Raw genomic sequence first — 22,639 nt, 5'->3', positions numbered from 1 at the left:
GGGCCTCGCTACGCTGAGGTCCACCATGCTCGCTTACCTGCTGCGCCGATCCGCGTTCCTCGTGGTGTCGTTCCTCGTCGCCATGACCGTGCTGTTCGTGCTGCTCCGGCTGCTGCCGGGCGACCCGTCGAACGCCCTGCTCTCGGTGAACGCCACGCAGGAGCAGATCGACGCGGCGCGTGAGCAGGTGGGAGCCGACCGACCGCTCGGCGAGCAGTTCACCGCCTGGTTCGGCGGCGTCCTCACCCTCGACCTCGGTTCCTCGTTCGTGAGTTCGCTCCCGGTCGGACCCGAGATCGCGTCGCGCCTCCAGGTCACCGTGCCGCTGACGCTCCTCGCGTTCCTCCTCGCCGTGGTGCTCGCCCTCGTGGCCGGTGTCGTGTCCGCGCTCCGGGCCGACCGCTGGTACGGCATCGCGTTGTCCGGCCTCTCGCAGCTCGGCATCGCCGTGCCGGTGTTCTGGGTCGGCATCCTGCTCGTCAGCGTGTTCGCGGTGACGCTCCGGCTGTTCCCGTCCGGCGGCTTCCCGCGCGACGACTGGGCAGACCCCGCGGCGGCGCTCACGAGCCTCGCCCTCCCGGTCATCACCATCGCCATCGTCATGAGTGCGTCCATCACCCGATACGTCCGTTCCGCCACGCTCGACGTGGTCGGGAGCGACTATCTGCGCTCCGCACGGGCGCAGGGAGCCGGCTTCGGCGAGGCCCTGCTCCGACACGGCGCCCGGAACGCCGCGGTGCCCGTCGTCGCGATCCTCGGCATCGAGCTCGCCACCACCTTCCTCGGCGCCGTCGTGGTCGAGAGCGTCTTCAGCCTGCCCGGCCTCGGGTCCATGCTCCTGACGGCGATCCAGCAGCACGACTACCCGAACATCCAGGGCATCCTCCTCGTCTCGACCCTCGTCGTCCTCCTGACGGGCTTCGTGGCCGACATCGCGCAGCGGCTCATCGATCCGCGTCTGCGCACCTCGATCTCGGGGAACGGGCTCCGATGAGCGCCGTCGACGCCCAGACCGCACTCGCCGACCGACGCCGGCTGCGGCGCCGCGCCCGGTCCGCGACGCTGACCGTCGGACTCGTCCTCGTCGGCGTCATCGCCGTCCTGGCGGCCGTCTCGCTCGTGTGGTTGCCCTTCGCCCCGACGGACACCTCCGGCGGTCGCCTCGAGGGCCCGAGCGGCACCCACTGGCTGGGTACCGACAAGCTCGGTCGCGACCTCATGACCCAGCTCATGATCGGCGCGCGCATCGCCCTCGCGACCGGCGCCGGGGCCGTCGCGGTCGGGGCGGTCATCGGGATCGCCGTGGGACTCGCCGCGGCCTTCGCGTCGGCCTGGCTGGACGACACGATCTCCGCCGCGCTCGACGTCGTGATCGCCTTCCCGGTACTGCTGCTCGCCATGCTCATCGTGGCCGCCCAGGGCGCGTCACTCGGCACCGCCATCATCGCGATCGGACTCGCCATGTCGGCCATCGTGGCCCGGCTGACCCGGATCCTGACGAAGCGGGTCCTCAGCGAGCAGTACGTGGTCGCGGCCAGGACCGCCGGGACGAGCTGGGCCGGTGTCATCGGCCAGCACGTGCTCCCGAACATCTGGCCCACCCTGAGCGTCAACCTCGCGCTGCAGTTCGGCATCGCCGTCCTCGCCGAGGCGAGCCTGTCGTACCTCGGTCTCGGCGCGCCGCCGCCGAACGCCTCCTGGGGTCGCCTGCTGCAGGAGGCACAGGCCACCGTCACGACGGCACCGATCGGCGCGATCGCTCCTGGGGTCGCCGTGGTGATGCTCGTGGTGGGTGTCAACTTCATCGCGGACGGTCTGCGGGACCTCGGCGATCCGACGAGGAGGCGTGGCGCATGAGCGACCTCCTCGACATCTCCGGCCTGACCATCACCCGAGGCGCCCGGCGCGGCGCTCCCGACGGCGCAGACCGACCGCTCCTCGACGGACTGGACCTGACGATCGCCGCCGGGGGTCGCCTCGGCCTCATCGGCGGTTCCGGGTCCGGGAAGTCCTTGACGTCCCTCGCGGTGATCGGGCTGCTCGGCGAACAGCTGCGCGCGAGCGGCAGCGTCGAACTGGCCGGCACGCAGGTGATCGATGCCCCCGACCGCGCGCTGCGGCCACTCCGCGGTCGGGTGGCCGGGCTCGTCTTCCAGGAGCCGCTGACCGCACTCGACCCGCTCATGCGGGTCGGCGCCCAGCTCGCCGAGCCCCTGCGTCGCCATCTGGGACTCCGGGGAGATCGACTCAGGGAGGCCGTCGAAGCAGCCCTCGTCGAGGTGTCGCTCACCGACACCGTGCGCATCGCCGCCTCCTATCCCCATGAGCTGTCCGGCGGGCAGCGGCAGCGCATCGCGATCGCCATCGCGCTCGCCGGTCGCCCGCAGCTCCTCATCGCGGACGAGCCGACCACGGCGCTCGACGTGACCGTCCAGGCGGAGGTGCTCGCGCTCATCGACCGACTCGTCCGCGACCGCGGCATGGCGCTCCTGTTCATCAGTCACGACCTCGCGGTTGTGTCGACCATGGTCGACGAGGTGGTCGTGCTGAGCGAGGGTCGCGCCGTCGAGCGGGGCGCGGTGGCGCAGGTGCTGACGGCGCCGCAGCACCAAGACACCCGTCGTCTGGTCGCCAGCGCCCGCGCGCTCGACGACGCGCTGGAGGACCCACGATGACCGATGCACCGATCACGACGACGCCGATCCTCGAGCTGGATGCGGTCGGTTTCCGGTACCGCGGCGGCCAGGAGGCCCTGGACGACGTGTCGCTGGCCGTCGGCGCAGGCGAGGCCGTCGGGATCGTCGGTCAGTCCGGCGCCGGCAAGAGCACCCTCCTCCGGCTGCTGCTCGGCCTCGACCGGCCGACCACGGGCTCGGTCCGCTTCGACGGCAGCGCACTGGACCCCCGCGACCGGACGCGGGTCCGTCGGTTCCGCGCATCGGTGCAGGCCGTCTTCCAGGATCCGTACTCGTCCCTCGATCCGCGGCAGCGCATCGGACGCATCGTGGCCGAACCACTGCGATCTCTCCGCCTGGCGACCACCGAGCAGGCGGCCGTCCGCGCGTCCGAGGCGCTCGAGGCGGTGGGACTGCCCGCCGACGCGGCGTCGCGGTTCCCGCACGAGTTCTCCGGCGGCCAGCGGCAGCGGATCGCCATCGCCCGAGCGATCGTCCCGAACCCGAGGCTCCTCCTCGCCGACGAGCCCGTCAGCGCCCTCGACATGAGCACCAGGATCCAGATCATCGAGCTCCTCGCCGAGCTGCGGGCCTCGAACGGCCTCGCGCTCGTGATGGTCTCGCACGACCTCGGCACGGTCGCAGCGCTGTGTGAACGCACCATGGTCCTCCGACACGGGCAGGTCGTCGAGGCCGGCGCCACCGCTCAGATCCTCCACGATCCCGCCGAGGCCTACACGAAGCAGCTCATCGCGGCGATCCCCCGCCTCCCGCGCTGAGGCGACGACAGGGTCCGACACATCGGCTCGGCCGAGCCGGGAATAGCGCGCCGACGGCCGGTGTTCGACTCCGAGTGGCCTCGGCCGCATCGACTCTCCACAGGAACAGGACCCGTGACGCAGGATTCAGCGCAGCCCGACGACCACGACGAGGACCAGCCTGGGGCCGAGCGTCCCTGGCTCAGCGACGAGGAACGGGCGGCGCTCAGCAAGCCGCTTCCGGAGCGGGCGGTCGTCACGAGCCTCGCCTTCACCGGGCTCGTCGCGGCGTTCATGATGACGCTCGTCACCCCACTCGTGCCGTCACTCCCCACGATCCTCGGCGTGCACGCCTCCGACAGCATGTGGGTCGTGACGGCGACGCTCCTGTCGGCCGCGGTCGCGACCCCGATCGCCGGTCGGCTCGGCGACCTCTACGGCAAACGACGGATGGTGCTGATCCTGCTCGGGATCATGATGGCCGGTTCGGTGCTCGCCGCTTTCTCGTCCACGATCGTCCCGCTCATCGTCGCCCGGGCACTCCAGGGGATGGCTATGGGCGTGATCCCGCTCGGCATCAGCATCCTGCGCGACGTGCTCCACGCGAAGCGCCTCGGCCCCGCGGTCGCACTCGTGAGCGCCACACTCGGCATCGGCGGCGCCGTCGGCCTGCCGATCTCCGCGGTGATCTCGCAGTACCTCGACTGGCACGTGCTGTTCTGGGTCGCCGGTGCTCTCGGCCTCATCGGCTTCGTCCTCGTCGCACGCTTCGTCCCGGTGAGCACCCTTCGGAGCGAAGGCGGTTTCGACTGGATCGGCGCGATCGGTCTCGCCGCGGGACTCGTCCCCATCCTCCTCGCCGTCTCGAAAGGCAACGAGTGGGGTTGGACGAGCGTGGGGACCCTCAGCTGCTTGATCGGCGGCGTCGTCGTGCTCCTGCTCTGGGGATGGTTCGAGGTACGGTCCGCCAGTCCGCTCGTCGACCTGCGCATCGCCGCCAGACGGACGGTGCTCTTCACGAACCTCGCATCGATCACCGTCGGGTTCGCCTTCTTCGGAAGCACGGTCGTGCTCCCGGGCATCCTCGAGGCGCCGGTCGGCACCGGGGTGGGCCTTGGCCAGAACATGCTCATCGCGAGCCTCTGCCTCATGCCGAGCGGTCTCATCATGTGGGCCATGTCGCCCGTCGCCGCACGCCTGACCGCAGCCAAGGGCGCACGGTTGAGCCTGCTCATCGGCATCGCGATCATCGCGATCGGGTACGCCATCGCGATCGGACTCATGACCGAGGTCTGGCACACCGTGCTCACGGCCACCGCGGTCGGCTTCGGGGTGGGGTTCGCCTACGCCGCCATGCCGACGCTCATCATGGGGGCAGTCCCGCCCAGCGAGACGGCGGCGTCCAACGGACTCAACTCCGTCATGCGGACGCTCGGTTCCACGATCGCGAGTGCGGTGATCGGTGCCATCCTGGCCTCACAGGTCGTCACCGACGGCACCGTCACGACACCCAGTGCGGACGCCTTCCGCCTGAGCTTCGCGATCTGCGCTGCAGCCGCCGTCGTCGGACTCGTCTGCACGATCCTGCTGCCGCGGCACTTGGCCAAGGACACCCGCTCCAGCCTCCACGAGGGCTGACGGGCGATCAGCCCACGATCCCGAGCACGAACGGGAGGACCGGGCCGGATCCGGCGCGGCGGAGCGCGCGACCGGCGACGGTGAGCGTCCACCGACTGTCGGCGCGGTCGTCGACGAGCAGGACCGGCGCGCCTTCGAGCGCCGCGAGCTGCGCCCGGAGTTCGGATCCGACCGTGAAGGCGTCCCAGACTCCCGCCAGGCGGTAGGCACTGTTGCCGCCGGGACCACCGCGCGGGCCGTCGCCGACGAGGTCGAGCTCCCCGAGGTAGGGCAGTCGCCCGAGCGATGCGATGCCTCTGGCCACGGAGTCGACCAGCTGCGGACGCGACCGTGACGGCACACTGACCACGGCGGCCGGTCGTTGCGCCCACGGCCAATCCGCCAGGACGCGGACACTCGCGTCGATGACCGCGCGGGAGGCGGGAGCATCGGGCGCGCCCGCGGCGAAGAGCTCACGCAGCACACCGCCCCAGCCGAGGTCGGTGAGCCGAGCGAGGGCGCGGCCGGCCTCGAGGCGGTCCTCGAGCGCGATGCGTCCCTTCACCGCTGCACCGTCGGCAGTGACACCGAGGCGGTCGGCTCCCGTCGGCCACTGCGCCCGCGGTTCGAGCTCGACGCCGACCCGACCGAGCGCCTCCGACGCCGAGGCGGCCGCAGCGCTGTCGAGTTCAGTGGGGAACCAGGGCCCGGCGCACCGGTCGCACCGGCCACAGGGCACCGCGCTCGCGTCGTCGAGCTCACGTTGCAGCACGAGCATCCGGCACTCGTCGCCCCGCTCATAGGCCAGCATCGCCTGTTGCTCCGCCACCCTGGCCTCGGCGATCCGCCGGTACCGCTCCCGGTCGTAGACCCACGGCTGCCCGGTCGACACCCAGCCCCCGGCCACCCGCTGCACCGCGCCGTCGACGTCGAGCACCTTGAGGAGCAGTTCGAGGGGTGTGCGACGCAGGTTGACGAGCGCCTCGAGCGCGGGCGTGGACCGCGGCTGGTCGTCGAGCGCGTCGAGGACCGCGGTGGCCCGCGCTTCGCTCGGCATCGACGCGGTCGCGAAGTACTGCCAGATCTCCTCGTCCTCCGCTCCCGGCAGGAGCAGTACGTCTGCGTGCTCGGTGGCGCGGCCCGCACGGCCGACCTGCTGGTAGTACGCGACCGGCGAGGACGGCGCGCCGAGATGCACGACGAACCCGAGGTCCGGTTTGTCGAACCCCATGCCGAGCGCGCTCGTCGCGACCAGCGCCTTCAGGCGGTTCTCCTTGAGGAGCCGCTCGGACTCCTCGCGTTCGTCGGGATCGGTCCGGCCGGTGTAGGCCCGGACCTCGTGACCGGCCTCGCGCAGCAGCCGCGCGGTGTCCTCCGCGGCGGACACCGTGAGTGTGTAGATGATGCCGGACCCGGTGAGCCCGCCGAGGTGGCTGAGCAGCCAGGTGAGGCGGTCCCGTGACTCCGGCAGCCGGAGCACGCCGAGCCGGAGGGACGCCCTCGCGAGCGAGCCGCGGATGGTGAGCACCTCTGCCCCGTGGGAGCCGGCGGAGCCGGGTGCGGTGAGCTGCTCGGCGATGTCGCGGACGACGCGTGCGTTGGCCGTCGCGGTGGTCGCCAGGACCGGGACCTCGGCTGGGAGGCGCCCGATCAGTTCGGCGAGCCGCCGGTAGTCGGGTCGGAAGTCGTGACCCCAGTCGGAGATGCAGTGCGCCTCGTCCACCACCAGCATGCCCGTGCGGGCCACGAGGGTCGGGAGCTGTTCATCGCGGAAACGTGGATTGTTGAGCCGCTCGGGTGACACGAGCAGGACGTCGACCTCGTCAGCCTCCAGGCGCGCCCGGACGTCGTCCCATTCGTGCGCGTTCGCCGAGTTGATCGCCACCGCGCGGACGCCGGCGCGCTCGGCGGCCGCCACCTGGTCGCGCATGAGCGCGAGCAACGGCGAGACCAGCAGCGTCGGCCCGGCGCCCCGTCGACGCAGGAGGGCGGTCGCGATGAAGTAGACGGCGGACTTGCCCCAACCGGTGCGCTGGACGACGAGCGCGCGACGATGTTCGTCGACGAGCGCGAGGATCGCCTCGAGCTGACCGTCGTGGAACGTGGCCCCCGGAACGCCCGTGAGTGCAGCGAGCGCCGCCGTCGCCTCGGCGACCGATCCGGTGGGGGTTGGTTCGGGGTGGGCGGGGGTGGGCTCGCTGGGGTGGGACATGCGGCAAGTCTGTCAGGAGCTGCTGACGGTGGACTGCGCCGGCGTCTCGGAGGGGCGGTGTCCCGTCGGCTGGTCTGCTGTGGAGGAGCCGCTACCGACCGTCCGCAGCGGCGACGAGTTCGGCGATGACGAACTTGGTCTGTCCCATCATGCATTGCATGGCTCGTGCCGCGCGTTCCCGGTCGGGGTCGTTCTGCAGATCGGCGAGGATGCCGGGCACGATCTGCCAGGACAGTCCCCAGCGGTCCTTGAGCCACCCGCATTGGCTCGGGGCGCCGCCGTCGGCGATGAGGGCGTCCCAGAGCCGGTCGATCTCGTCCTGGGTGTCGGCTCTGACGGAGAAGGAGAACGCCTCGGTGAAGGAGAAGATGGGGCCGGCGTTCATCGCGCTGACGGGGAGCCCTTCGAGCTCGAACTCGACGACCATCGCCTGGCCCGCCGGCATGGGGCCACCGTCCGGGTAGCGGCTGACCGAGGTGATCCGGGAGTCGGGGAACAGCGACACGTAGAAGGTCGCCGCCTCCTCGGCTTGGGAGTCGTACCAGAGGAACGGGGTGATGCGGTGCTCCATCATGTCGTGCTCCCTCTCTGCCCGGGCGTCGTCGCTCAGGCGCTCTTCTTGCGTTTCGTCGCGGTCGTCGGCTTGGACGCCGCCGTCTTGGCGGTACCGGTCTTCGTGCCACCCGTCTTGGCGCTACCCGTCTTCGCGGAGCTGCTCTTGGCTGCGGCTTTCGCGGTGCCGGATCGCTTCGATCCACTCGCCGTCTTCGCGCCGGTCGTGCCGCGCTGCCGTTCGATGCTGCGTTGCAGCACCTCCATGAGGTCGATCGGCTCGGCGCCCGTGTCGTCGTCGGGTTCGGGCTGCTCGCCGAAGGTGGCGGCGGTGTCGAGTGCGTCGCCCTGCTCGAGTTTCGCCTCGATGAGCTTTCGGAGCTGTGCCTGGTACTCGTCGACGAACGCGTCCGGGCGGAAGCGGGACGAGAAGGACTCGACGAGCGCCTCAGACATCTCGAGTTCCTTGGCGGAGATGCGGACGCGTTCCTCGAGGGCCGGGAACCGCACCTCGCGGACCTCGTCCTCCCAGAGCAGGGTCTGCAGGAGGATGACGTCCTCGCGCACCCGGAGGGCGCCGAGACGCGTCTTCTGGCGGAGGGCGAACCGCACGATGGCCGTACGGTCGGTCTCTTCGAGCGTCCGCCGGAGGAGGACGTAGGCCTTCGACGAGGAGGAGTCCGGCTCGAGGAAGTAGCTGCGGTCGAACATGATCGGGTCGAGGTCGTCACTCGGCACGAACTCGACGACCTCGATCTCGCGGCTGCGCTCCTCGGGCAGCGATGCCAGGTCGTCGGCGGTGAGGACGACCGTCTGCTCGCCGTCCTGGTACGCCTTGTCGATGTGGTCGTAGGTGACGACCTTCCCGCAGACCTCGCACTTGCGCTGGTACCGGATGCGCCCACCGTCGGCGTCGTGGACCTGGTGCAACGAGAGGTCGTGGTCCTCCGTGGCGCTGTACACCTTCACCGGGACGTTCACCAGGCCGAAGGTGACCGCACCCTTCCAGATAGCGCGCATGACCGCTCCCGTCCGCCGGCGGATCCGCCCGCGCTGTCGTGGTGACCAGTAGACACCCGGAACATCGTCAAGGGCTAGCCCTTGACGCCCGTGGGCGGCAGGCTGATCGCCATGGCGAGGACGAGCGGTGGCGGCGCGCAGACGCAGTGGGTCGACGTCGACGGACGCCGGATCCAGCTCACCCATCTCGACAAGGTGCTGTACCCCGAGACCGGCACGACGAAGGCCGAGGTCCTCGCCTACTACGCCGCGGTCGCCGAACACCTCCTCCCGCACCTCGCCGATCGGCCGGTGACCCGGAAACGCTGGGTGCACGGCGTCGGGACGGCTGCGTCGCCGGAGTCGGGGTTCTTCCAGAAGGACCTGGGTGCCTCGGCTCCCGACTGGGTCCAACGGCTCCCCATCGAGCACAGCGATCACACGAACGAGTACCCGATCGTCGACGATCTCGCGACACTCACGTGGCTGGCGCAGCTGGGTGCGCTCGAGCTGCACGTGCCGCAGTGGCGGTTCGACCGATCCGGCGAGCGCCGTCCGCCCGACCGTCTCGTCCTCGACCTCGATCCGGGCGAGGGGGTGTCCCTCGCCGAGTGCGCGGGGGTCGCGGGCCTGGCGCGGGCGGTGTTGGTGGACATGGGGTTGGATCCGGTTCCGCTCACGAGTGGGAGCAAGGGGATCCACCTGTATGCGGCGTTGGACGGTCGGCAGAGTTCCGAGGAGGTGTCGCTCGTGGCGCATGAGCTCGCGCGGGCGCTGGCTGCGGACGAGCCGGGCCTCGTGGTGAGTGAGATGTCGAAGCAGCGGCGGACGGGGAAGGTCTTCGTCGACTGGAGTCAGAACAACGGGTCGAAGACGACGATCGCCCCGTTCTCGTTGCGGGGACGGTCGCGGCCGACGGTTGCGGCTCCCCGACGGTGGGAGGAGCTCGACGATCCGGAGCTGACGCAGCTGGAGTTCCCTGCGGTGCTCGAGCGTCTGGCGGACGGTGAGGACCCGTTGCGGGTGCTCGGCGACCCGCGTCCGTCGATCACGATCCGCCCGTCGGAGCACGAGGACCGGCTCGTGGAGTATCGGCGGAAGCGGGATGCGGAGCGGACGCCCGAGCCCGTCCCGGACGGACCGCCGTCGCCTGCCGCTGCCGGGACACCGCCCTCGTTCGTGATCCAGCGGCACGAGGCCCGAAAGCTCCACCATGACTTCCGACTCGAGCACGACGGCGTGCTGGTGTCGTGGGCCCTGCCGAAGGGGGTGCCGACGGATCCGAGCAGCAACCATCTGGCGGTGCGCACGGAGGACCACCCCATCGAGTACGGCAGCTTCGAGGGCACGATCCCCGCCGGCGAGTACGGGGCCGGTGAGGTGACCATCTGGGACGCGGGCACCTACGAGCTGGAGAAGTGGCGCGACGACGAGGTCATCGGGACCCTGCACGGCCGGGCGGGAGGCGCGCTCGGCGGGCCGATGCGGTTCGCGCTCATCCGGACCGCGGGCGGGACGGGACGGGAGGCGCCGTCGTGGCTCATCCACCGGATGCGCGCCCCGGGTGACCCGCTGGCTCCGCCGGTCGTACGGCCTCGTGGGATCCCCACCCCCATGCTCGCGAGTGTCGCGGCACCCGGCGAGCTGGTCGACGACGGTTCCTGGGCGTTCGAGATGAAGTGGGACGGCATCCGTGCGATCGCGAGCGTCGACGGCTCGACGGGGCGGGTGCGGTTGTCGAGCCGGAACGGCAAGGACCTCACGGCGGCGTACCCGGAGGTGGTCGAGGAACTCGCGGCGTCGCTCGCCGGCCGTGCGGTCGTCCTCGACGGCGAGATCGTGGCGTCGGGTCCTGACGGCCGTCCCGACTTCTCCCTGCTGCAGCGTCGGATGCAGCTCACCGCGGAGCGGGACGTGGAACGGGAGCGCCGTCGGACACCGGTCCGGCTGTTGCTGTTCGACCTGCTCGCGCTGGACGACGCGGATCGGACGGAGCTGCCCTACCGGGAGCGTCGCGAGCTGCTCGAGCGGACGGTCGAATCCGGGACCGTCGTCCAGGTGCCACCGACGATCGACGGCTCGCTCGACGATGCGCTCGAAGTGAGTCGCGGGTTGCGGTTGGAGGGCGTGATGGCGAAGGAGCTCGACGGCCGCTACCGGCCGGGTCGACGCAGCAGCACCTGGGTCAAGTTCAAGCACGAACGCATGGAGGAGGTCGTCGTGGCCGGCTGGCGTCCCGGTCGGGGCGGGCGCTCGGGTGGGATCGGGTCGCTCCTGCTCGGGGTGCCGGGCTCGGATGGGCTGCTGCACTACGCGGGTCGGGTCGGAAGCGGTTTCAGCGACCGGGAGTTGGCGGCGACCGCGCTTCGCTTCGAACGGCTGGGTCGGGCATCGACGACACTCGTGGGTGTCCCGCCGGCCGATGCGGCCGACGCCAACTGGGTGGAACCGGTCCTCATCGGGGAGGTCCGCTTCAGCGAATGGACACCGGACGGGCGGTTCAGGCATCCGGTCTGGCGCGGATGGCGCCCCGATCGGACGGTGGATGACCTCGAAGCGCCGGACCGCGGACGCTGAGCCCGCGCATCGGCCGCGGACGCCCCGTCAGGACAAGCGGCCGGATTCGGCGAGGAGGGCGAGGACTGCCGAGACCCGAGGGTTGCTCGAGGTGTCGTGCTCGATCCCGAGCGCGGCGTAGATCGCCGTGAGGTGGTTCTGGACGGACTTCTCCGCGATCCCGAGCCTGGTCGCGATCCCGGTGTTCGAACGACCGGTCGCGAGCAGCTGCAGCACGGCGTACTGCCGGTCGGTCAGCGACTCGAGACTCGATCCCGCCCTGGGCCGGGTCCGGTCGATGAGCTCGGGATCGAGCATCGTCTCCCCACGCGCGGAGAGCCGGATGGCCTCGAGGAGGATCTCGCGCGTGAGCGACGAGGTCTTCGACAGGTAGCTCCACCCGTCGCGGACGTCGGCCGGCATCTCGAGCAGCATGTCCATGAGGTCGTAGGCGGACAGCAGGACGACACCGAGGCCGGGTTGCGCCCGGCGGAGGGAGACACCGAGGCTCACCCCGTTGCCGTCGGGCAGCTCGATGTCCATGGTCAGCACGTCCACCGACCCCGGGAGGAACATCCTGCGGGCCTCGGCGACGGTACCGGCGTGCCCGACGAACGTCACGCCTGGCGCACCGTCGAGCAGCTCGGCGAGCATGCCGCCGAGCAGCGGCTGATCCTCGATCACCCCGACACGCAGCGGCGTGATGGTCGCTGCGTCCGTCGTCATGTCACCGACCGAGGACAGTGCGGCGGGCGAGGGGTCGGACTGCGACTGGTGGTGCATGTTCCGAGTATCCCGGATCGACCCGGGAACGACCGAGGGGGAAGCTCCCGAACGACCGCACGTCGATGTCGGCGGCAATGCGCACGGCAGGTCAGAATGGAGCCATGACCCAGGAGGCCCGGACCGCTCGCGCTGAGCGCTGGAGCGACAGCCGGGCGTTCATCACGGCCAGTGGCGCCATGGCCGCGGTCTTCGGGCTCGCGGTGTCCTTCCAGAGCGTCTACATCTACACCTGGGTCGCCCCCGGTGGGACGCGTGGCATGCTCGCCGAACGGATCACCGCCAACCTCGTCTCGTTGAGCGCGGCGATCCTCGTGCTCGCACTCCTCCTGTGGTCGAGGTGGGGGCCGTCGCTCCACGAGTGGTGGCGCCCGAAGGTGCTCGCGGGCGTCCTCCTCGTGGCGATGCTGACGGGGCTGCTGCGAAGCGGACTCCAGGTCCTGCTGGGCGTGTACCGCGACCCGAGCCTGCAGACGGTCCTCGTCGAGGCCGGAACGACGACACTCGCCCTGGCGGTCTGCGCGACGTTCGGGTTCAGCCTCAGCGCCGCCCGACGACGTGCCCGCGAGGAGGAGCGCGCGCACGCCGATCAGCGACACCGGGCCGACCTCGCCCTCCAGTCGCTGCAGGGCGAGGAGCTGCGGGTGAAGCGGGAGGTCGCGGAAGGTCTGCACGGCACCCTGCAGCAGCACCTCGTCCTGATCAGCGCCCAGCTCGCCTCCGTCACCACGGCGCTCGAGCAGGGCGGTCCAGGCGTCGGGCCGGATGCGGCCAGGACCCTCCGATCGCTCGGCGAGGAACTCCGCACCGTGCGCGAGCGCGACGTGCGCGAACTCAGCCGGCTCCTGTCGCCGCCGCTGCTCGAGGTCGGGATCGCCCCGAGCATCCGCGCGATCCTGCAACGGCTCCCCCCGTCGATCACCACGAGTCTCGACGTCTCGCCGGCGTTCCGGCTCCTCGACGACCCGATCGACAACGTCTTCACGACCGCGGAGCGCGCGGTCGTCGTCCGCACCCTCGAGGAGGGCGTGACGAACGCGCTGACCCACGGGGCAGCCGACCGACTCGTCGTGGAGCTCTGGGTCTCGTCACCCGCCACCGAGCGGCGAGGGACGACGGCGGGCGCGATCGAGCTGCGTGTCGTCGACAACGGCTCGGGTCTCCGCGACGACGCCGAACCCTCCGGTGGCCTGCTGCAGCTGGATCGACGGGCCGGCGCGTTCGGCGGATCCCTCACGATCGGCCCGGCACCCGACGACGAGGCCGGCGGCACCGTCCTGATCCTGAAGATGCCGTACCGCGCACCGGCGATCCGCTGAGCCGGATCAGGCGGTCGACGACTCGGTCAGCAGTTCGCGGACGCGCGGGACGACCGCGGAGCCGTACAGGCCGATGCTGTCCATGAGGTGCTCGTGCGACAGCGAACCGTTGCTGATCTTCAGATCCACGCGGGACAGCCCCAAGCCGTCGACCGCGGTCGCGACCTTCCGTGCGACCGTCTCGGGCGAACCGACGAACAGCGCACCCTCCGGGCCGGCCTCCTGCTCGAAGTGCCCGCGCGTCATCGGGCTCCAGCCCCGCTCGCGGCCGATCCGGTCCATCATCGCCCGGTAGTGCGGCCAGAGCTGCTCCTGCGCGAGCTCGTCGGTCTCGGCGATGTGGGCCGGCGAGTGCATCCCGACGGGCTGGGTCGGCAGCTGGAACTGCGCGAGTGCACGGTGGTAGAGGTCGACGAAGGGGGCGAACCGCAGCGGTCCACCGCCGATCACGGCCAGCATCATCGGCAGGCCGTACCGGGCGGTCCGCACGACCGACTCGGGGCTTCCGCCGACACCGACCCACGTCTTCAGCTTCCCGTGCTCCACCCGGGGGTAGACCGACTGCTCCCGAAGCGGCGCGCGCGTCTTCCCCGACCAGGTGACCGGTTCCTGTTCGAGGAGGGCGACGAACAGATCGAGCTTCTCCTCGAAGAGCTCCTCGTACTGCGACAGCTCGTACCCGAAGAGCGGGAAGGACTCGGTGAAGGATCCGCGGCCCAGGATGGCCTCTGCCCGCCCTCCCGAGATGCCGTCGAGCGTCGCGAACCGCTGGTAGACGCGCACCGGGTCGTCGGAGCTCAGCACCGTGACGGCGGATCCGAGATGGATGCGCTCGGTGCGGGCCGCGATCGCCGCCAGCACGACCTCGGGTGACGAGACCGCGAAGTCCTCGCGGTGGTGCTCCCCCACCCCGATGAAGTCGAGGCCGACCGCCTCGGCGTGGACGCCCTGCTCGACGACGTTGCGCAGGACCTGCGCCTGGGACAGCGGTGCGCCGTCGGCGTCGACCGTGACGTCACCGAAGGTGTCGATGCCGAACTCGAGTGGTGTGGTCATGGGGTTCTCCAACGTCGTGTGGCTCGCCGCGGGCTCTCACGGCGATTGTATGTGTTTGCATACATATCGGTGAACCCCGTCGCTTCGATGGGTATTCCCGATCCACCCAGGGTGGCAGAACCCGGCCCCCGCTGGGAGCACCCTCTCAGCCGTCCCTGGCAAGCTGGAAGACCTGCACCCCGAGCCTTGGAGCCCTTGTGTCGCCGCGCCGCCTCTTCCGCCTGATCGCGATCGCCGAGGCGATCACCTGGACCCTCCTCATCATCGGGATGATCCTCAAGTACGTCACGAAGACGACCGACCTCGGCGTGAGCATCGGTGGCGCGCTGCACGGCTTCGTCTTCCTCGTCTACGGCGCGACGGTCCTGCTCATCGGGATCAACCAGCGCTGGCCTGTCGGCACGATCCTCGTGGGCCTCGTGAGCGCCGTCGTCCCGTACGCGACCATCCCCTTCGACCTCTGGGCGGACCGCACCGGCCGGCTCGACGGCACGTGGCGCCGTGAGGCGGGTGCCGACCCGCGCGACCAGCGGGTCCTCGACCGCCTGACGCGCTGGCTCGTCCGACACCCGATCCTGCTCGTGGTCGCCGGTGGCCTCGTCGTCGCCGCCGTCTTCACGGCCCTGCTCGTCGTCGGGCCGCCGGTCCCGAAGGGTTGACCGTCGGGGTCCCTGCGGACCGCTGCTGCCCACCCCCGACGCTCAACCGAGCAGCTCGACCAGTTCCCGCGTGATCTCGGAGCGGGCCTCATCGCTGGAGATCGTCGCCGAGCCATCACCGGGCTGCACTCCGTAGTCACCGAAACTCGCGTGGTTCGCCCCGTCGATCTCGACCATCGTCGCGTCGGCGGGTAGCCGGACGCGCGCGTCGGCGACCTTCTCCGGGGTACTCAGTCCGTCATCGCTCCCCGCGAGGCTCAGGACGTCGAGGGCCGAGCCGGAGAGGTCGTTCGCGCAGTAGCTCCCGAACAGGACGAGGCCCGTCACCTCGGGGTCCTCCGCAAGCTGGCAGGCACGCACCCCGCCGAGTGAGTGGCCGCCGACGAACCAGGTGTCGACGTCCGGGGCGGCGGCGGTGAACGTCTCGAGCGGCCGCTGGTCGAAGAACGCCAGGTTCAGCGTCGGCTTCGTGATGACCACGGTCACGCCGGCCTCCTCGACGACGCCGGACAGCTTGTACAGGTAGGCGTAGGGGTCGACCTTCGCGCCGGGGATGAAGACGAGACCGGTACCGGACGCCGGACGCTCGGCATCTGCGGTCGGAGCGAGGACCACGGCGTCGCCGACGTCGGTGACGGAGACCGCCGGGTCCTCCCACACCGCGAGTGCGGCGGGACGGGTGCCCGGCAGGACGATCTGGGTCCAGACGACGAACCCGAGGACGACGACGAGCACCGCGCAAATGATTCCGATGAGGATCGACTTCAGCCGCCCCGCCCGCCGTGGTCGGCCAGGGTGCCCGGTCACATCGCTCATGTCGTTCCTCCGTACTCGGTACCCCGCGAGGATCGCGGCATACCGGCTCCCTCCAGTATCCCAAAGCCGGCGCAGCGGGTGGCGAGCGTGAGGCGCCGGCCGCCCGTCGGGTGTACGGGTGCCAGTCGCGCTGTCAGGCGATCGGCCTATGCTCGACGGGTGACCACCACTCGCACGAAGCACCCCACCGGGCCGTCGATGACGATCGGCCTCATCACGCACCCGACGAAGAACATCGACGACTCCGTCCGCATCCTCCGGTCATGGCAGCTCGAACACGGAGCGCGTCTCGTCGGACTGCGCGCGGAGGCCAACCGGCTCGGCGACGACGTCGAACTGCTCGACGAGGACGCCTTCGCGTCGTCGGTCGACGTCGCCGTGGCGATGGGCGGCGACGGCACGATGCTCGGAGCGATGCGGCTGCTCGCCGGCCGATCCGCACCGGTGCTCGGCGTCAACTACGGCAACGTGGGCTTCCTCGTCGAGGTCGAGCCGGCGGCACTCGCGGAGGCGCTCCAACGGGTCAGCGACAACGAGTTCTCCCTGGAACCGCACCACGGCCTCGAGGTGACGATCACCACCGCCGAGCAGGTCGCCCATCTCCTCGCCTTCAACGACGTCTCCATCGCCCGGCGCCCGGGAACCGGCGTGGTCATGGCCGACCTCGCCGTGGACGGCACCGCCTACGGGTATTTCAAAGCCGATGCGATCGTGATCGCCACCCCGACCGGATCGACGGCCTACAACTACGCGGCGGGCGGGCCGGTGCTCTCCCCCGCCGTCGCCGCCACCGTCGTGACGCCGGTCGCGCCCATGTCGGGCATCGACCGCTCGTTCATCCTCGGGCCGGCGGAGCGCCTGCAGTTCTCGATCGGGACGGCGACCAAGCAGGCGGCGGTCGAGATCGACGGCCAGGTCCTCGCCGATGTCGCGAGCGGCGCGGTCGTGACCGTCCGGCTCGTGCGCGACGCCGCGAACGTCGTGCGACTCGATCCGAGCCGGCACTCGCGGAAGGGCCGGATGAAACTCAGCCTGCTCGACCTGCCGTTGCGTCGCGATCAGCTGCTCGACCTCGTCCCACCGGACATCCGCGCACGTGTCGAGCGACCGTCGCGGGTCCGCCGGTCGCGGAGCAAGCCGGCCGACCCCTCGCACTGAGTCCCGCGCCCGCCCACAGCGCGGCGCCGGGGCAGTGCGGGGCGAGCGTCACGCGGTCGGCAGGACGACCCCGATCGGTTCGCGCTTCTCCGCCTGGAAGCGGTCCTCCGTGCGTCCGTAGGCCCAGTACCCGGACAGCGAGAGCTGGGAGCGGTCGAGCCCTCGCTGGGTGAGGAACACCTCGCGCAGTGCTTTCATCGACTCCCGCTCGCCATGGGCGAAGACCTGCACGCGTCCGTCGGGCCACGGGTGTCCGCTGATGGCGGTCGCGAGGAGCGCGGCCGTCGATTCGTCGCGGGCCGCACGGCCGACCCAGATGAGTTGCACCCCGGCCGGGTGGTCGAGCTCGACGAGATCGTCCCGCCCACCGATCTCGAGGAACGCGAGCCCCGTCGCGTCCGCCGGGAGTGCCTCGAGGGCGGCGGCGATCGCGGGGATCGCCGACTCGTCGCCCGCGAAGAGGTGCCAGTCGGCGGTCGGGTCGGGCCGGTAGGCACCCCCGGGGCCGGCGAGCACGACGCGGTCTCCCGGCTGCGCGGCAGCAGCCCACGGGCCGGCGATCCCCTCGTCGCCGTGCACCACGAAGTCGATGTCGATGGTGCCCGCCGCCTGGTCCACGCGTCGCACCGTGTAGGTGCGGGTGACCGGGAGGTCGGCGGGTGCCAGCGTCTCACGGAGCGCCGCGAGGTCGTACGGCGGCTCGAGGCCGAGTTCGGGCTTGGCGAAGGAGATCTTCACGTAGCTGTCGGTGGCGTCCTTGGGCTGGAAGTCGGCGAAGCCGGGACCGCCGAGGGTGAGGCGCACGAGGTGCGGTGTGACCCAGGAACTGCGGATCACCTCGAGGATCATCTGTGGACGTGGGGCTCGAGGTCGCGGTGTGGTCGTCATGATTGTCTCCATTCTGCCGCCCATCGGACGGTCTCGGCATCCCCGGTCCCGCTGTCATACTGGAGGAATGGCTACGACCGCAGGCTGGTACCCGCACCCCGACGACCCGACGAAGGAACTCCACTTCGACGGCGAGACCTGGGGCGATTCGAGGGTGCTGCGGTTCCAGCGGGACAAGCCGTCGCAGGCCGAAGCTGCGGGCTGGTACCCGCACCCGACCGACGAGGAACGCCAGGTCCACTTCGACGGACGAGCGTGGACCGACACGCGGGTGCTGCAGCTCAGCGGCGCCGTGTCCGGTGACGGTGGGCAGGCCCCGGTCTACGTGTCGCCCACCGAACTGCCGGCACCGGAACGCGAGAGCCGCGCCTGGACGATCACCAAGGCCGCCCTGTCGTTCGGTCCTATCGTCGCCATCGCGGTCGTCGGTGTGCTGGCGATCGTCAGCGGCAACACCGGGGGCTGAGGCACCCTCCACGACGACGAAGAGCGCCCCGCCGAACCGGCGGGGCGCTCTTCGTTGGCATGGGTCCTACTTGGCTGCGACGGCCTCGGGGGTCGCGATCGACGAGGCGAGCACCTCGTCGAGGCCCGCGGACGCCTCTTCGTCGGTCATCGACTGCGCGAGCGCGAGTTCGGAGACGAGCACCTGGCGCGCCTTCTGGAGCATGCGCTTCTCGCCGGCCGACACGCCGCTGTCCTGGTCGCGACGCCACAGGTCGCGGACGACCTCGCCGACGCGGTGGACGTTGCCACTGGCCATCTTCTCCTGGTTGGCCTTGTACCGACGCGACCAGTTGCCGGGTTCCTCGACGAACGGCTCGCGGAGCACGCCGTAGACGGCCTGGACGCCGTCGTGGTCGATGACGTCGCGCACACCGACGAGGTCGGCGTTCGCGATCGGCAGCTTGATGGTGAGCTCGGACGTGTGCACGCGAAGCGTCATGACGTCCTGCTCGACACCCTTGATCGTCACCTTCGACAACTCGGTGATGGTGACCGCTCCGTGGTGCGGGTAGACCAGGGTCTCTCCAACGATGAACTGCATGGTTCCTCTTCTCTTCTCAGGTCGTCACCGGTACTCGCGCACCGGCGTCGTCGTGCTCCGGCGGCTCAGCGGCCGGATGGTTCGGGGGTCGGTGGGGGCGGCGATGCGCCGACAGATCGTTCGTCGAGCAGCCAGGCGGGCAGCAGCGCGACCAGCGCCTCGACCAGTTCGTCGTCCGAGACGTCGATGCGTCCGCGGCGCCAACCGTCGACGAGGGAGAGCGTGCCACCGGCGACGTAGGCGGAGACCAGCCCCGCCGGGATGCCGACCGGAACCTCGGTGCGCTCGAGCAGCGAGCCGATGAGGTGGTCGGCGTGCTCGCCCACGAGGTCGTCGAACGCGCTGCGGGCGACGGGGAGCTCGAGCACGCTCGAGTAGAGCGGTGCGTCTTCGAGGAGCTGGGCGACGAGGCGTCGGTAGGCTTCGCGGGCACGCTCGGCGCTGCCCAGCGCCTCCCCGGCGGGACGCACCGAGACGCCGGACGCGGCAAGGCCCGCGAACTGCACCCGCAGGTAGGCCGCGGTGAGGTCGTCGAGGCTGGAGAAGTGGGCGTAGAACGAGCTGCGGCTGATGCCGGCGACCCGGACGATGTCGCCGACGGACACGCGTTCCGGCCGACCGGCGAGGATGGTGGCGACGGCGTCGAAGATCGTCTGCCTGGTGCGCTCGGCACGTGGGTCGCCCGTCACTCGGAGGACGGGAGCGAAGCGCTCGACGCGCGACGGCGGAGCGGGACGCTCAGCGGTGGACTGCTCGGCACCGAGGGCGGGAACTCCTGATGTGCGAGGCATTCCCACCAGTGTACCACGACTTCTCGGACAGCTGTCCGAGACAGCACCTGTCGGCTTCGAGCCAGTCACACCTACAGCCAGGTCCATCCGAGCACCCCCCCCGAGCCGAGGCAGCGCGACACGAGTGCCCTTCGACAGGCTCAGGGACCGGATCGTTCCCGGAGAACCCCCCCCCGGTCACTGAGCTTGTCGAAGTGCCCACGAGCAACCCTTCGACACGTCGACAAGCTCAGGGACCGGCGGGGGTCAGAACGGTGCGGGGTCCGGTTCCGTCCGGTGGCGTTTGCCGTCGGGTGTCGTCCAGTCGAGGACCCCGCCGGGTCCGTGGTCGAGGTTCCAGCCTGGGAGGTGCTTCATCCGATGGTGATGGCGGCACAGGCAGGCGAGATTTCCGACATCTGTGGTCCCGCCGTCCTCCCACGCGACCGAGTGGTCGAGGTCGCAGGCCCGGGCTCGCCTGCCACAGCCCGGTGCGCGACAGGTGCCGTCCCGGAGGCGCACTGCCCGTTGGAGGTCAGCTGGGACGCGGTACTGATTCCGCCCGACGGAGAGGACCGCACCCGATTCGGGTTGGACGAGGATCCGGGTGAAGGTGGGGGCGTTCACCGCGATGCGCGCAGCGGTCTCCGGATCGATGGCTCCGTACCCGTCGAGCACGGCCGAGGCGTCGCTGACGCCGGCCATGCTCAACGCCGGGACCGTGATCTGCACCGTTGGCTTGATGTGCTCCTGCACTTCGATCGGGTGCGGGAGGACCGGGCTCGACATCACGTCTTCCGGGGTCACGCCGGTGAGGGCCAGGGCTGCGAGGGCGTCGGCCTGCAGCTGGGCGCAGGTGCGGGTGTCACCGGCCTTGCGTGACTCCGCCGCCGCCGCTTCGACTCGCTCGATGATGCCCTGCGCAATGGGGGCGGTGGTGAAGAGGTGCACCCACGCCATCCCGTCGGCTGCGGGTTCGAACTCCGCCCGACGGTCGGCCTCGGATCGGGTTGCGCGTGCGGTGATGGATTCGGGGTGGAGTCGCTCGCGCAGGACGCGGGCACTCGTGCGGAGGCCAGCGACAGTGGTGCGCTCGGCGACGACGAGGACCTGTTCGAGGAACACCGCCCGGCCAGCGGTCGGGACGTCGCAGAGCTGGTCGGTGATCACCTGGGCGTGCCGGGCGGAGATGCGGCCGGCCTCCAGCGACGCCAGCACGGCGGGTGCGTCGTTGACGAGGCGTTCGGCATCGTTGGTCGCCCGCTGGATCGTCCGTTCCGGCGTCCGGGTCGCCATCGCGAGGGCCGCACACGTCGACCGACGGGACAGCGCCTGACGCTCAGCCGGCGGAAGGATCGCCGAGACCATGACGTCCGCGAACTCGTCCGCATAGGCGGCGGAGCGGGCGAGGAGGTGCGCTTTGCGTGCGTCCAAGACGGCCTGTTGCCGATGGATCTCCGCCCACTCGTCCGAAAACTCCGCCAGCTGCGCGGCGTATTCGTCGCCGACGCGGGTCGCGGTGAGGGTGGTCTCGGTCATGGAACAAGTCCATCATGGACCACTGACATTCCAGATGCCGAGTCGGCACGGCTGTGGAAGTTCCTCGTGTGCCCTTCGACAAGCTCAGGGACCGAACGAGGTTACTCAGGGACCGAACGAGGTTACTCAGGGACCGGGAGGGGTTGCTCAGGGACCGGGAGGGGTTGCTCAGGGACCGGAGAGGGCGGCTCGGAGACGCTGTGGCGCTCAGGGGTCGGAGGAGGCTACCGGAGGATCTCCACGAGCAGCACCCATGCACCGACCACGGAGCCGATGAACACAAGGATGAAGCCGGCAGCCAGCCAGCCGAGACCGACCGACGAACCGAGGACGAGCAACACGCCGCCGATCGCGAACGGGACCACCTGCAACACCGGCACCGCAGCTTTGAGGGCGCGCGGTCCATGCCCGGCATCCTGGTGGCGGAGGATCCGGACCGCGGCGTCGACCGCGAACCCCAGGGCGAGGGCGGTCAGGAGCAGGACCTCGACACCGTACAGGACATCGGCCTGACCGGGGATGAGACCTGCTGCAGCCACGACGACGATCAACACCAGGGAGCTGATCGTCGCCGCCGCCCGTGCCGGCATGGCCGGGATCTCGATGATCTTGGCGATGTTCACGGACATCGCGACGATGATCAGTCCGGCGAGCGCCGCCGCAGCGCCCGCCGTCGCGACGAAGAAGTCGTTCCACGCTTCAGTCATCGCTGCTCCTCGGGAAGTCGATGTCCCCTCGCGACACCACCGCCGTCACGCTCACGTCACCCCTCGGCAGGGGCGGCGATGTTCACCAGCCAAGTGATCCCGAAGCGGTCCTGCACCATGCCGAAGGAGTCGCCCCAGGGCGCCACGCTCAGCGGCTGCTGGACCGTCCCGCCATCCGAGAGCCGCTTGAAGTACTCGCGCAGTTGGGCCTCGTCGGTGTCCGAGCCGCTCAGCGACATCGAGAAGTTGCTGCCCTCGCGGTAGTCCATGTGCTTCGGCGTGTCCGACCCCATGAAGACGACCCCGGCGTCGCCGGTGAGCTGGGAGTGCATCACCAGATCGACCTCGTCGGGCTCGACGGCGGCACCGAAGTCACCGAACGTCGAGACGGTCAGTTCACCGCCGAAGACCCCCTGGTAGAACTCCATCGCTTCACGGGCTGTCCCGCGGAAGCCGAGGTACGGGTTGAGCGTCGTCATGATCGTCCCTTTCGCCTGGGCGGGCGCATCGTCGCGCTCGTCTCGCGA

Annotated in this window: 22 protein-coding genes; 10 read left to right on the top strand and 12 right to left on the bottom strand. The window is 70.5% G+C overall.

Translation table 11 applies throughout. The features are described from left to right. Positions 1–25: 25 nt before the first annotated feature. The 5 genes from QRN19_RS11855 to QRN19_RS11835 all read left to right on the top strand — a co-directional run bounded on the left by QRN19_RS11855 (position 26) and on the right by QRN19_RS11835 (position 5,071). Positions 26–994 (top strand): ABC transporter permease, encoded by a 969-nt coding sequence (locus tag QRN19_RS11855; protein ID WP_285027163.1) that lies wholly within the window; start codon positions 26–28, stop codon positions 992–994. After that, a complete protein-coding gene (locus tag QRN19_RS11850; RefSeq protein WP_285027162.1) occupies positions 991–1,857 on the top strand; it encodes an ABC transporter permease in 867 nt (288 codons plus the stop codon). The genes QRN19_RS11855 and QRN19_RS11850 overlap by 4 nt, the downstream gene beginning before the upstream one ends. Then, positions 1,854–2,675 (top strand): ATP-binding cassette domain-containing protein, encoded by an 822-nt coding sequence (locus QRN19_RS11845; protein WP_285027161.1) that lies wholly within the window; start codon positions 1,854–1,856, stop codon positions 2,673–2,675. Before QRN19_RS11850 ends, QRN19_RS11845 begins: the two co-directional genes overlap by 4 nt. Continuing rightward, positions 2,672–3,454 (top strand): ABC transporter ATP-binding protein, encoded by a 783-nt coding sequence (locus QRN19_RS11840; protein ID WP_086473196.1) that lies wholly within the window; start codon positions 2,672–2,674, stop codon positions 3,452–3,454. Before QRN19_RS11845 ends, QRN19_RS11840 begins: the two co-directional genes overlap by 4 nt. Positions 3,455–3,568: 114 nt before the next feature. Beyond that, positions 3,569–5,071, top strand: a complete 1,503-nt coding sequence (locus QRN19_RS11835; protein ID WP_285027159.1) for an MFS transporter — start codon at positions 3,569–3,571, stop codon at positions 5,069–5,071. A 7-nt stretch (positions 5,072–5,078) separates the two neighbouring features. Here QRN19_RS11835 and QRN19_RS11830 read toward each other — a convergent pair whose 3' ends face one another. From QRN19_RS11830 to ku, 3 genes are all read right to left on the bottom strand, one after another. After that, the gene (locus QRN19_RS11830; protein WP_285027158.1) at positions 5,079–7,262 is read right to left on the bottom strand and encodes a RecQ family ATP-dependent DNA helicase; all 2,184 of its coding nucleotides are present in this window, start codon (positions 7,260–7,262) and stop codon (positions 5,079–5,081) included. A 91-nt stretch (positions 7,263–7,353) separates the two neighbouring features. Then, a complete protein-coding gene (locus QRN19_RS11825) occupies positions 7,354–7,836 on the bottom strand; it encodes a VOC family protein (protein ID WP_502928187.1) in 483 nt (160 codons plus the stop codon). Positions 7,837–7,868: 32 nt separating this feature from the next. Next, entirely contained in the window at positions 7,869–8,834 is a 966-nt protein-coding gene (gene ku, locus QRN19_RS11820; RefSeq protein ID WP_285027157.1) for a non-homologous end joining protein Ku, read from the bottom strand. A gap of 111 nt (positions 8,835–8,945) precedes the next feature. On the opposite strand from ku, the gene QRN19_RS11815 reads away from it, so the two are divergent. After that, positions 8,946–11,390, top strand: a complete 2,445-nt coding sequence (locus QRN19_RS11815; protein WP_285027156.1) for an ATP-dependent DNA ligase — start codon at positions 8,946–8,948, stop codon at positions 11,388–11,390. 27 nt (positions 11,391–11,417) lie between these two features. On the opposite strand, the gene QRN19_RS11810 is transcribed toward QRN19_RS11815, so the two are convergent. Beyond that, the gene (locus QRN19_RS11810; RefSeq protein WP_285027155.1) at positions 11,418–12,152 is read right to left on the bottom strand and encodes a response regulator transcription factor; all 735 of its coding nucleotides are present in this window, start codon (positions 12,150–12,152) and stop codon (positions 11,418–11,420) included. A gap of 104 nt (positions 12,153–12,256) precedes the next feature. Here QRN19_RS11810 and QRN19_RS11805 point away from each other — a divergent pair, with 104 nt between their 5' ends. Next, entirely contained in the window at positions 12,257–13,471 is a 1,215-nt protein-coding gene (locus tag QRN19_RS11805; RefSeq protein ID WP_285027153.1) for a sensor histidine kinase, read from the top strand. Between the two features lie 6 nt (positions 13,472–13,477). Here the strand turns inward: QRN19_RS11805 and QRN19_RS11800 are convergent, their stop codons facing one another. After that, the gene (locus QRN19_RS11800) at positions 13,478–14,527 is read right to left on the bottom strand and encodes an LLM class flavin-dependent oxidoreductase (protein ID WP_285027152.1); all 1,050 of its coding nucleotides are present in this window, start codon (positions 14,525–14,527) and stop codon (positions 13,478–13,480) included. A 197-nt stretch (positions 14,528–14,724) separates the two neighbouring features. Here QRN19_RS11800 and QRN19_RS11795 point away from each other — a divergent pair, with 197 nt between their 5' ends. After that, positions 14,725–15,186, top strand: coding sequence for a DUF3817 domain-containing protein (locus tag QRN19_RS11795; protein WP_285027151.1), 462 nt, complete (start codon positions 14,725–14,727; stop codon positions 15,184–15,186). 42 nt (positions 15,187–15,228) lie between these two features. Here QRN19_RS11795 and QRN19_RS11790 read toward each other — a convergent pair whose 3' ends face one another. Then, entirely contained in the window at positions 15,229–16,002 is a 774-nt protein-coding gene (locus tag QRN19_RS11790; protein WP_285027150.1) for an alpha/beta hydrolase, read from the bottom strand. A gap of 159 nt (positions 16,003–16,161) precedes the next feature. Between QRN19_RS11790 and QRN19_RS11785 the strand changes: the two genes are divergently transcribed. Next, a complete protein-coding gene (locus tag QRN19_RS11785; RefSeq protein WP_285027149.1) occupies positions 16,162–17,160 on the top strand; it encodes an NAD(+)/NADH kinase in 999 nt (332 codons plus the stop codon). A gap of 48 nt (positions 17,161–17,208) precedes the next feature. On the opposite strand, the gene QRN19_RS11780 is transcribed toward QRN19_RS11785, so the two are convergent. Next, positions 17,209–18,048, bottom strand: a complete 840-nt coding sequence (locus tag QRN19_RS11780; RefSeq protein ID WP_285027148.1) for a siderophore-interacting protein — start codon at positions 18,046–18,048, stop codon at positions 17,209–17,211. A gap of 67 nt (positions 18,049–18,115) precedes the next feature. Between QRN19_RS11780 and QRN19_RS11775 the strand changes: the two genes are divergently transcribed. Beyond that, a complete protein-coding gene (locus tag QRN19_RS11775; RefSeq protein ID WP_285027147.1) occupies positions 18,116–18,514 on the top strand; it encodes a hypothetical protein in 399 nt (132 codons plus the stop codon). 66 nt (positions 18,515–18,580) lie between these two features. On the opposite strand, the gene QRN19_RS11770 is transcribed toward QRN19_RS11775, so the two are convergent. The 5 genes from QRN19_RS11770 to QRN19_RS11750 form a co-directional block, all read right to left on the bottom strand. Then, positions 18,581–19,096: a CarD family transcriptional regulator gene (locus QRN19_RS11770; RefSeq protein ID WP_064296128.1), complete on the bottom strand. Its 516-nt coding sequence runs from the start codon at positions 19,094–19,096 to the stop codon at positions 18,581–18,583. A 65-nt stretch (positions 19,097–19,161) separates the two neighbouring features. Then, on the bottom strand, positions 19,162–19,887 hold the full coding sequence (locus tag QRN19_RS11765) for a TetR/AcrR family transcriptional regulator (RefSeq protein WP_285027145.1): 726 nt from the start codon (positions 19,885–19,887) through the stop codon (positions 19,162–19,164). A gap of 246 nt (positions 19,888–20,133) precedes the next feature. Continuing rightward, entirely contained in the window at positions 20,134–21,405 is a 1,272-nt protein-coding gene (locus QRN19_RS11760) for an HNH endonuclease signature motif containing protein (protein ID WP_285027144.1), read from the bottom strand. 224 nt (positions 21,406–21,629) lie between these two features. After that, complete coding sequence (locus tag QRN19_RS11755; RefSeq protein ID WP_285027142.1) at positions 21,630–22,112, bottom strand: hypothetical protein; 483 nt, start codon at positions 22,110–22,112, stop codon at positions 21,630–21,632. A 56-nt stretch (positions 22,113–22,168) separates the two neighbouring features. Beyond that, the gene (locus QRN19_RS11750) at positions 22,169–22,594 is read right to left on the bottom strand and encodes a VOC family protein (protein WP_285027335.1); all 426 of its coding nucleotides are present in this window, start codon (positions 22,592–22,594) and stop codon (positions 22,169–22,171) included. Positions 22,595–22,639 lie beyond the last annotated feature (45 nt).

Origin of the sequence: Plantibacter sp. ME-Dv--P-122b (assembly GCF_030209375.1) — a bacterium.
Lineage (GTDB): Bacteria > Actinomycetota > Actinomycetes > Actinomycetales > Microbacteriaceae > Plantibacter.
This window is presented reverse-complemented; position numbering and strand designations above follow the sequence as displayed.

Coding starts and splice junctions, on each gene's coding strand:
- QRN19_RS11800 (WP_285027152.1), bottom strand. CDS start 14,527: ATGACCACACCACTCGAGTTCGGCATCGACACCTTCGGTGACGTCACG.
- QRN19_RS11830 (WP_285027158.1), bottom strand. CDS start 7,262: ATGTCCCACCCCAGCGAGCCCACCCCCGCCCACCCCGAACCAACCCCC.
- QRN19_RS11780 (WP_285027148.1), bottom strand. CDS start 18,048: ATGACGACCACACCGCGACCTCGAGCCCCACGTCCACAGATGATCCTC.
- QRN19_RS11825 (WP_502928187.1), bottom strand. CDS start 7,836: ATGATGGAGCACCGCATCACCCCGTTCCTCTGGTACGACTCCCAAGCC.
- QRN19_RS11850 (WP_285027162.1), top strand. CDS start 991: ATGAGCGCCGTCGACGCCCAGACCGCACTCGCCGACCGACGCCGGCTG.
- QRN19_RS11855 (WP_285027163.1), top strand. CDS start 26: ATGCTCGCTTACCTGCTGCGCCGATCCGCGTTCCTCGTGGTGTCGTTC.
- QRN19_RS11810 (WP_285027155.1), bottom strand. CDS start 12,152: ATGCACCACCAGTCGCAGTCCGACCCCTCGCCCGCCGCACTGTCCTCG.
- QRN19_RS11765 (WP_285027145.1), bottom strand. CDS start 19,887: ATGCCTCGCACATCAGGAGTTCCCGCCCTCGGTGCCGAGCAGTCCACC.
- QRN19_RS11775 (WP_285027147.1), top strand. CDS start 18,116: ATGGCTACGACCGCAGGCTGGTACCCGCACCCCGACGACCCGACGAAG.
- QRN19_RS11815 (WP_285027156.1), top strand. CDS start 8,946: ATGGCGAGGACGAGCGGTGGCGGCGCGCAGACGCAGTGGGTCGACGTC.
- QRN19_RS11760 (WP_285027144.1), bottom strand. CDS start 21,405: ATGACCGAGACCACCCTCACCGCGACCCGCGTCGGCGACGAATACGCC.
- QRN19_RS11790 (WP_285027150.1), bottom strand. CDS start 16,002: ATGAGCGATGTGACCGGGCACCCTGGCCGACCACGGCGGGCGGGGCGG.
- QRN19_RS11755 (WP_285027142.1), bottom strand. CDS start 22,112: ATGACTGAAGCGTGGAACGACTTCTTCGTCGCGACGGCGGGCGCTGCG.
- QRN19_RS11840 (WP_086473196.1), top strand. CDS start 2,672: ATGACCGATGCACCGATCACGACGACGCCGATCCTCGAGCTGGATGCG.
- QRN19_RS11770 (WP_064296128.1), bottom strand. CDS start 19,096: ATGCAGTTCATCGTTGGAGAGACCCTGGTCTACCCGCACCACGGAGCG.
- ku (WP_285027157.1), bottom strand. CDS start 8,834: ATGCGCGCTATCTGGAAGGGTGCGGTCACCTTCGGCCTGGTGAACGTC.
- QRN19_RS11845 (WP_285027161.1), top strand. CDS start 1,854: ATGAGCGACCTCCTCGACATCTCCGGCCTGACCATCACCCGAGGCGCC.
- QRN19_RS11805 (WP_285027153.1), top strand. CDS start 12,257: ATGACCCAGGAGGCCCGGACCGCTCGCGCTGAGCGCTGGAGCGACAGC.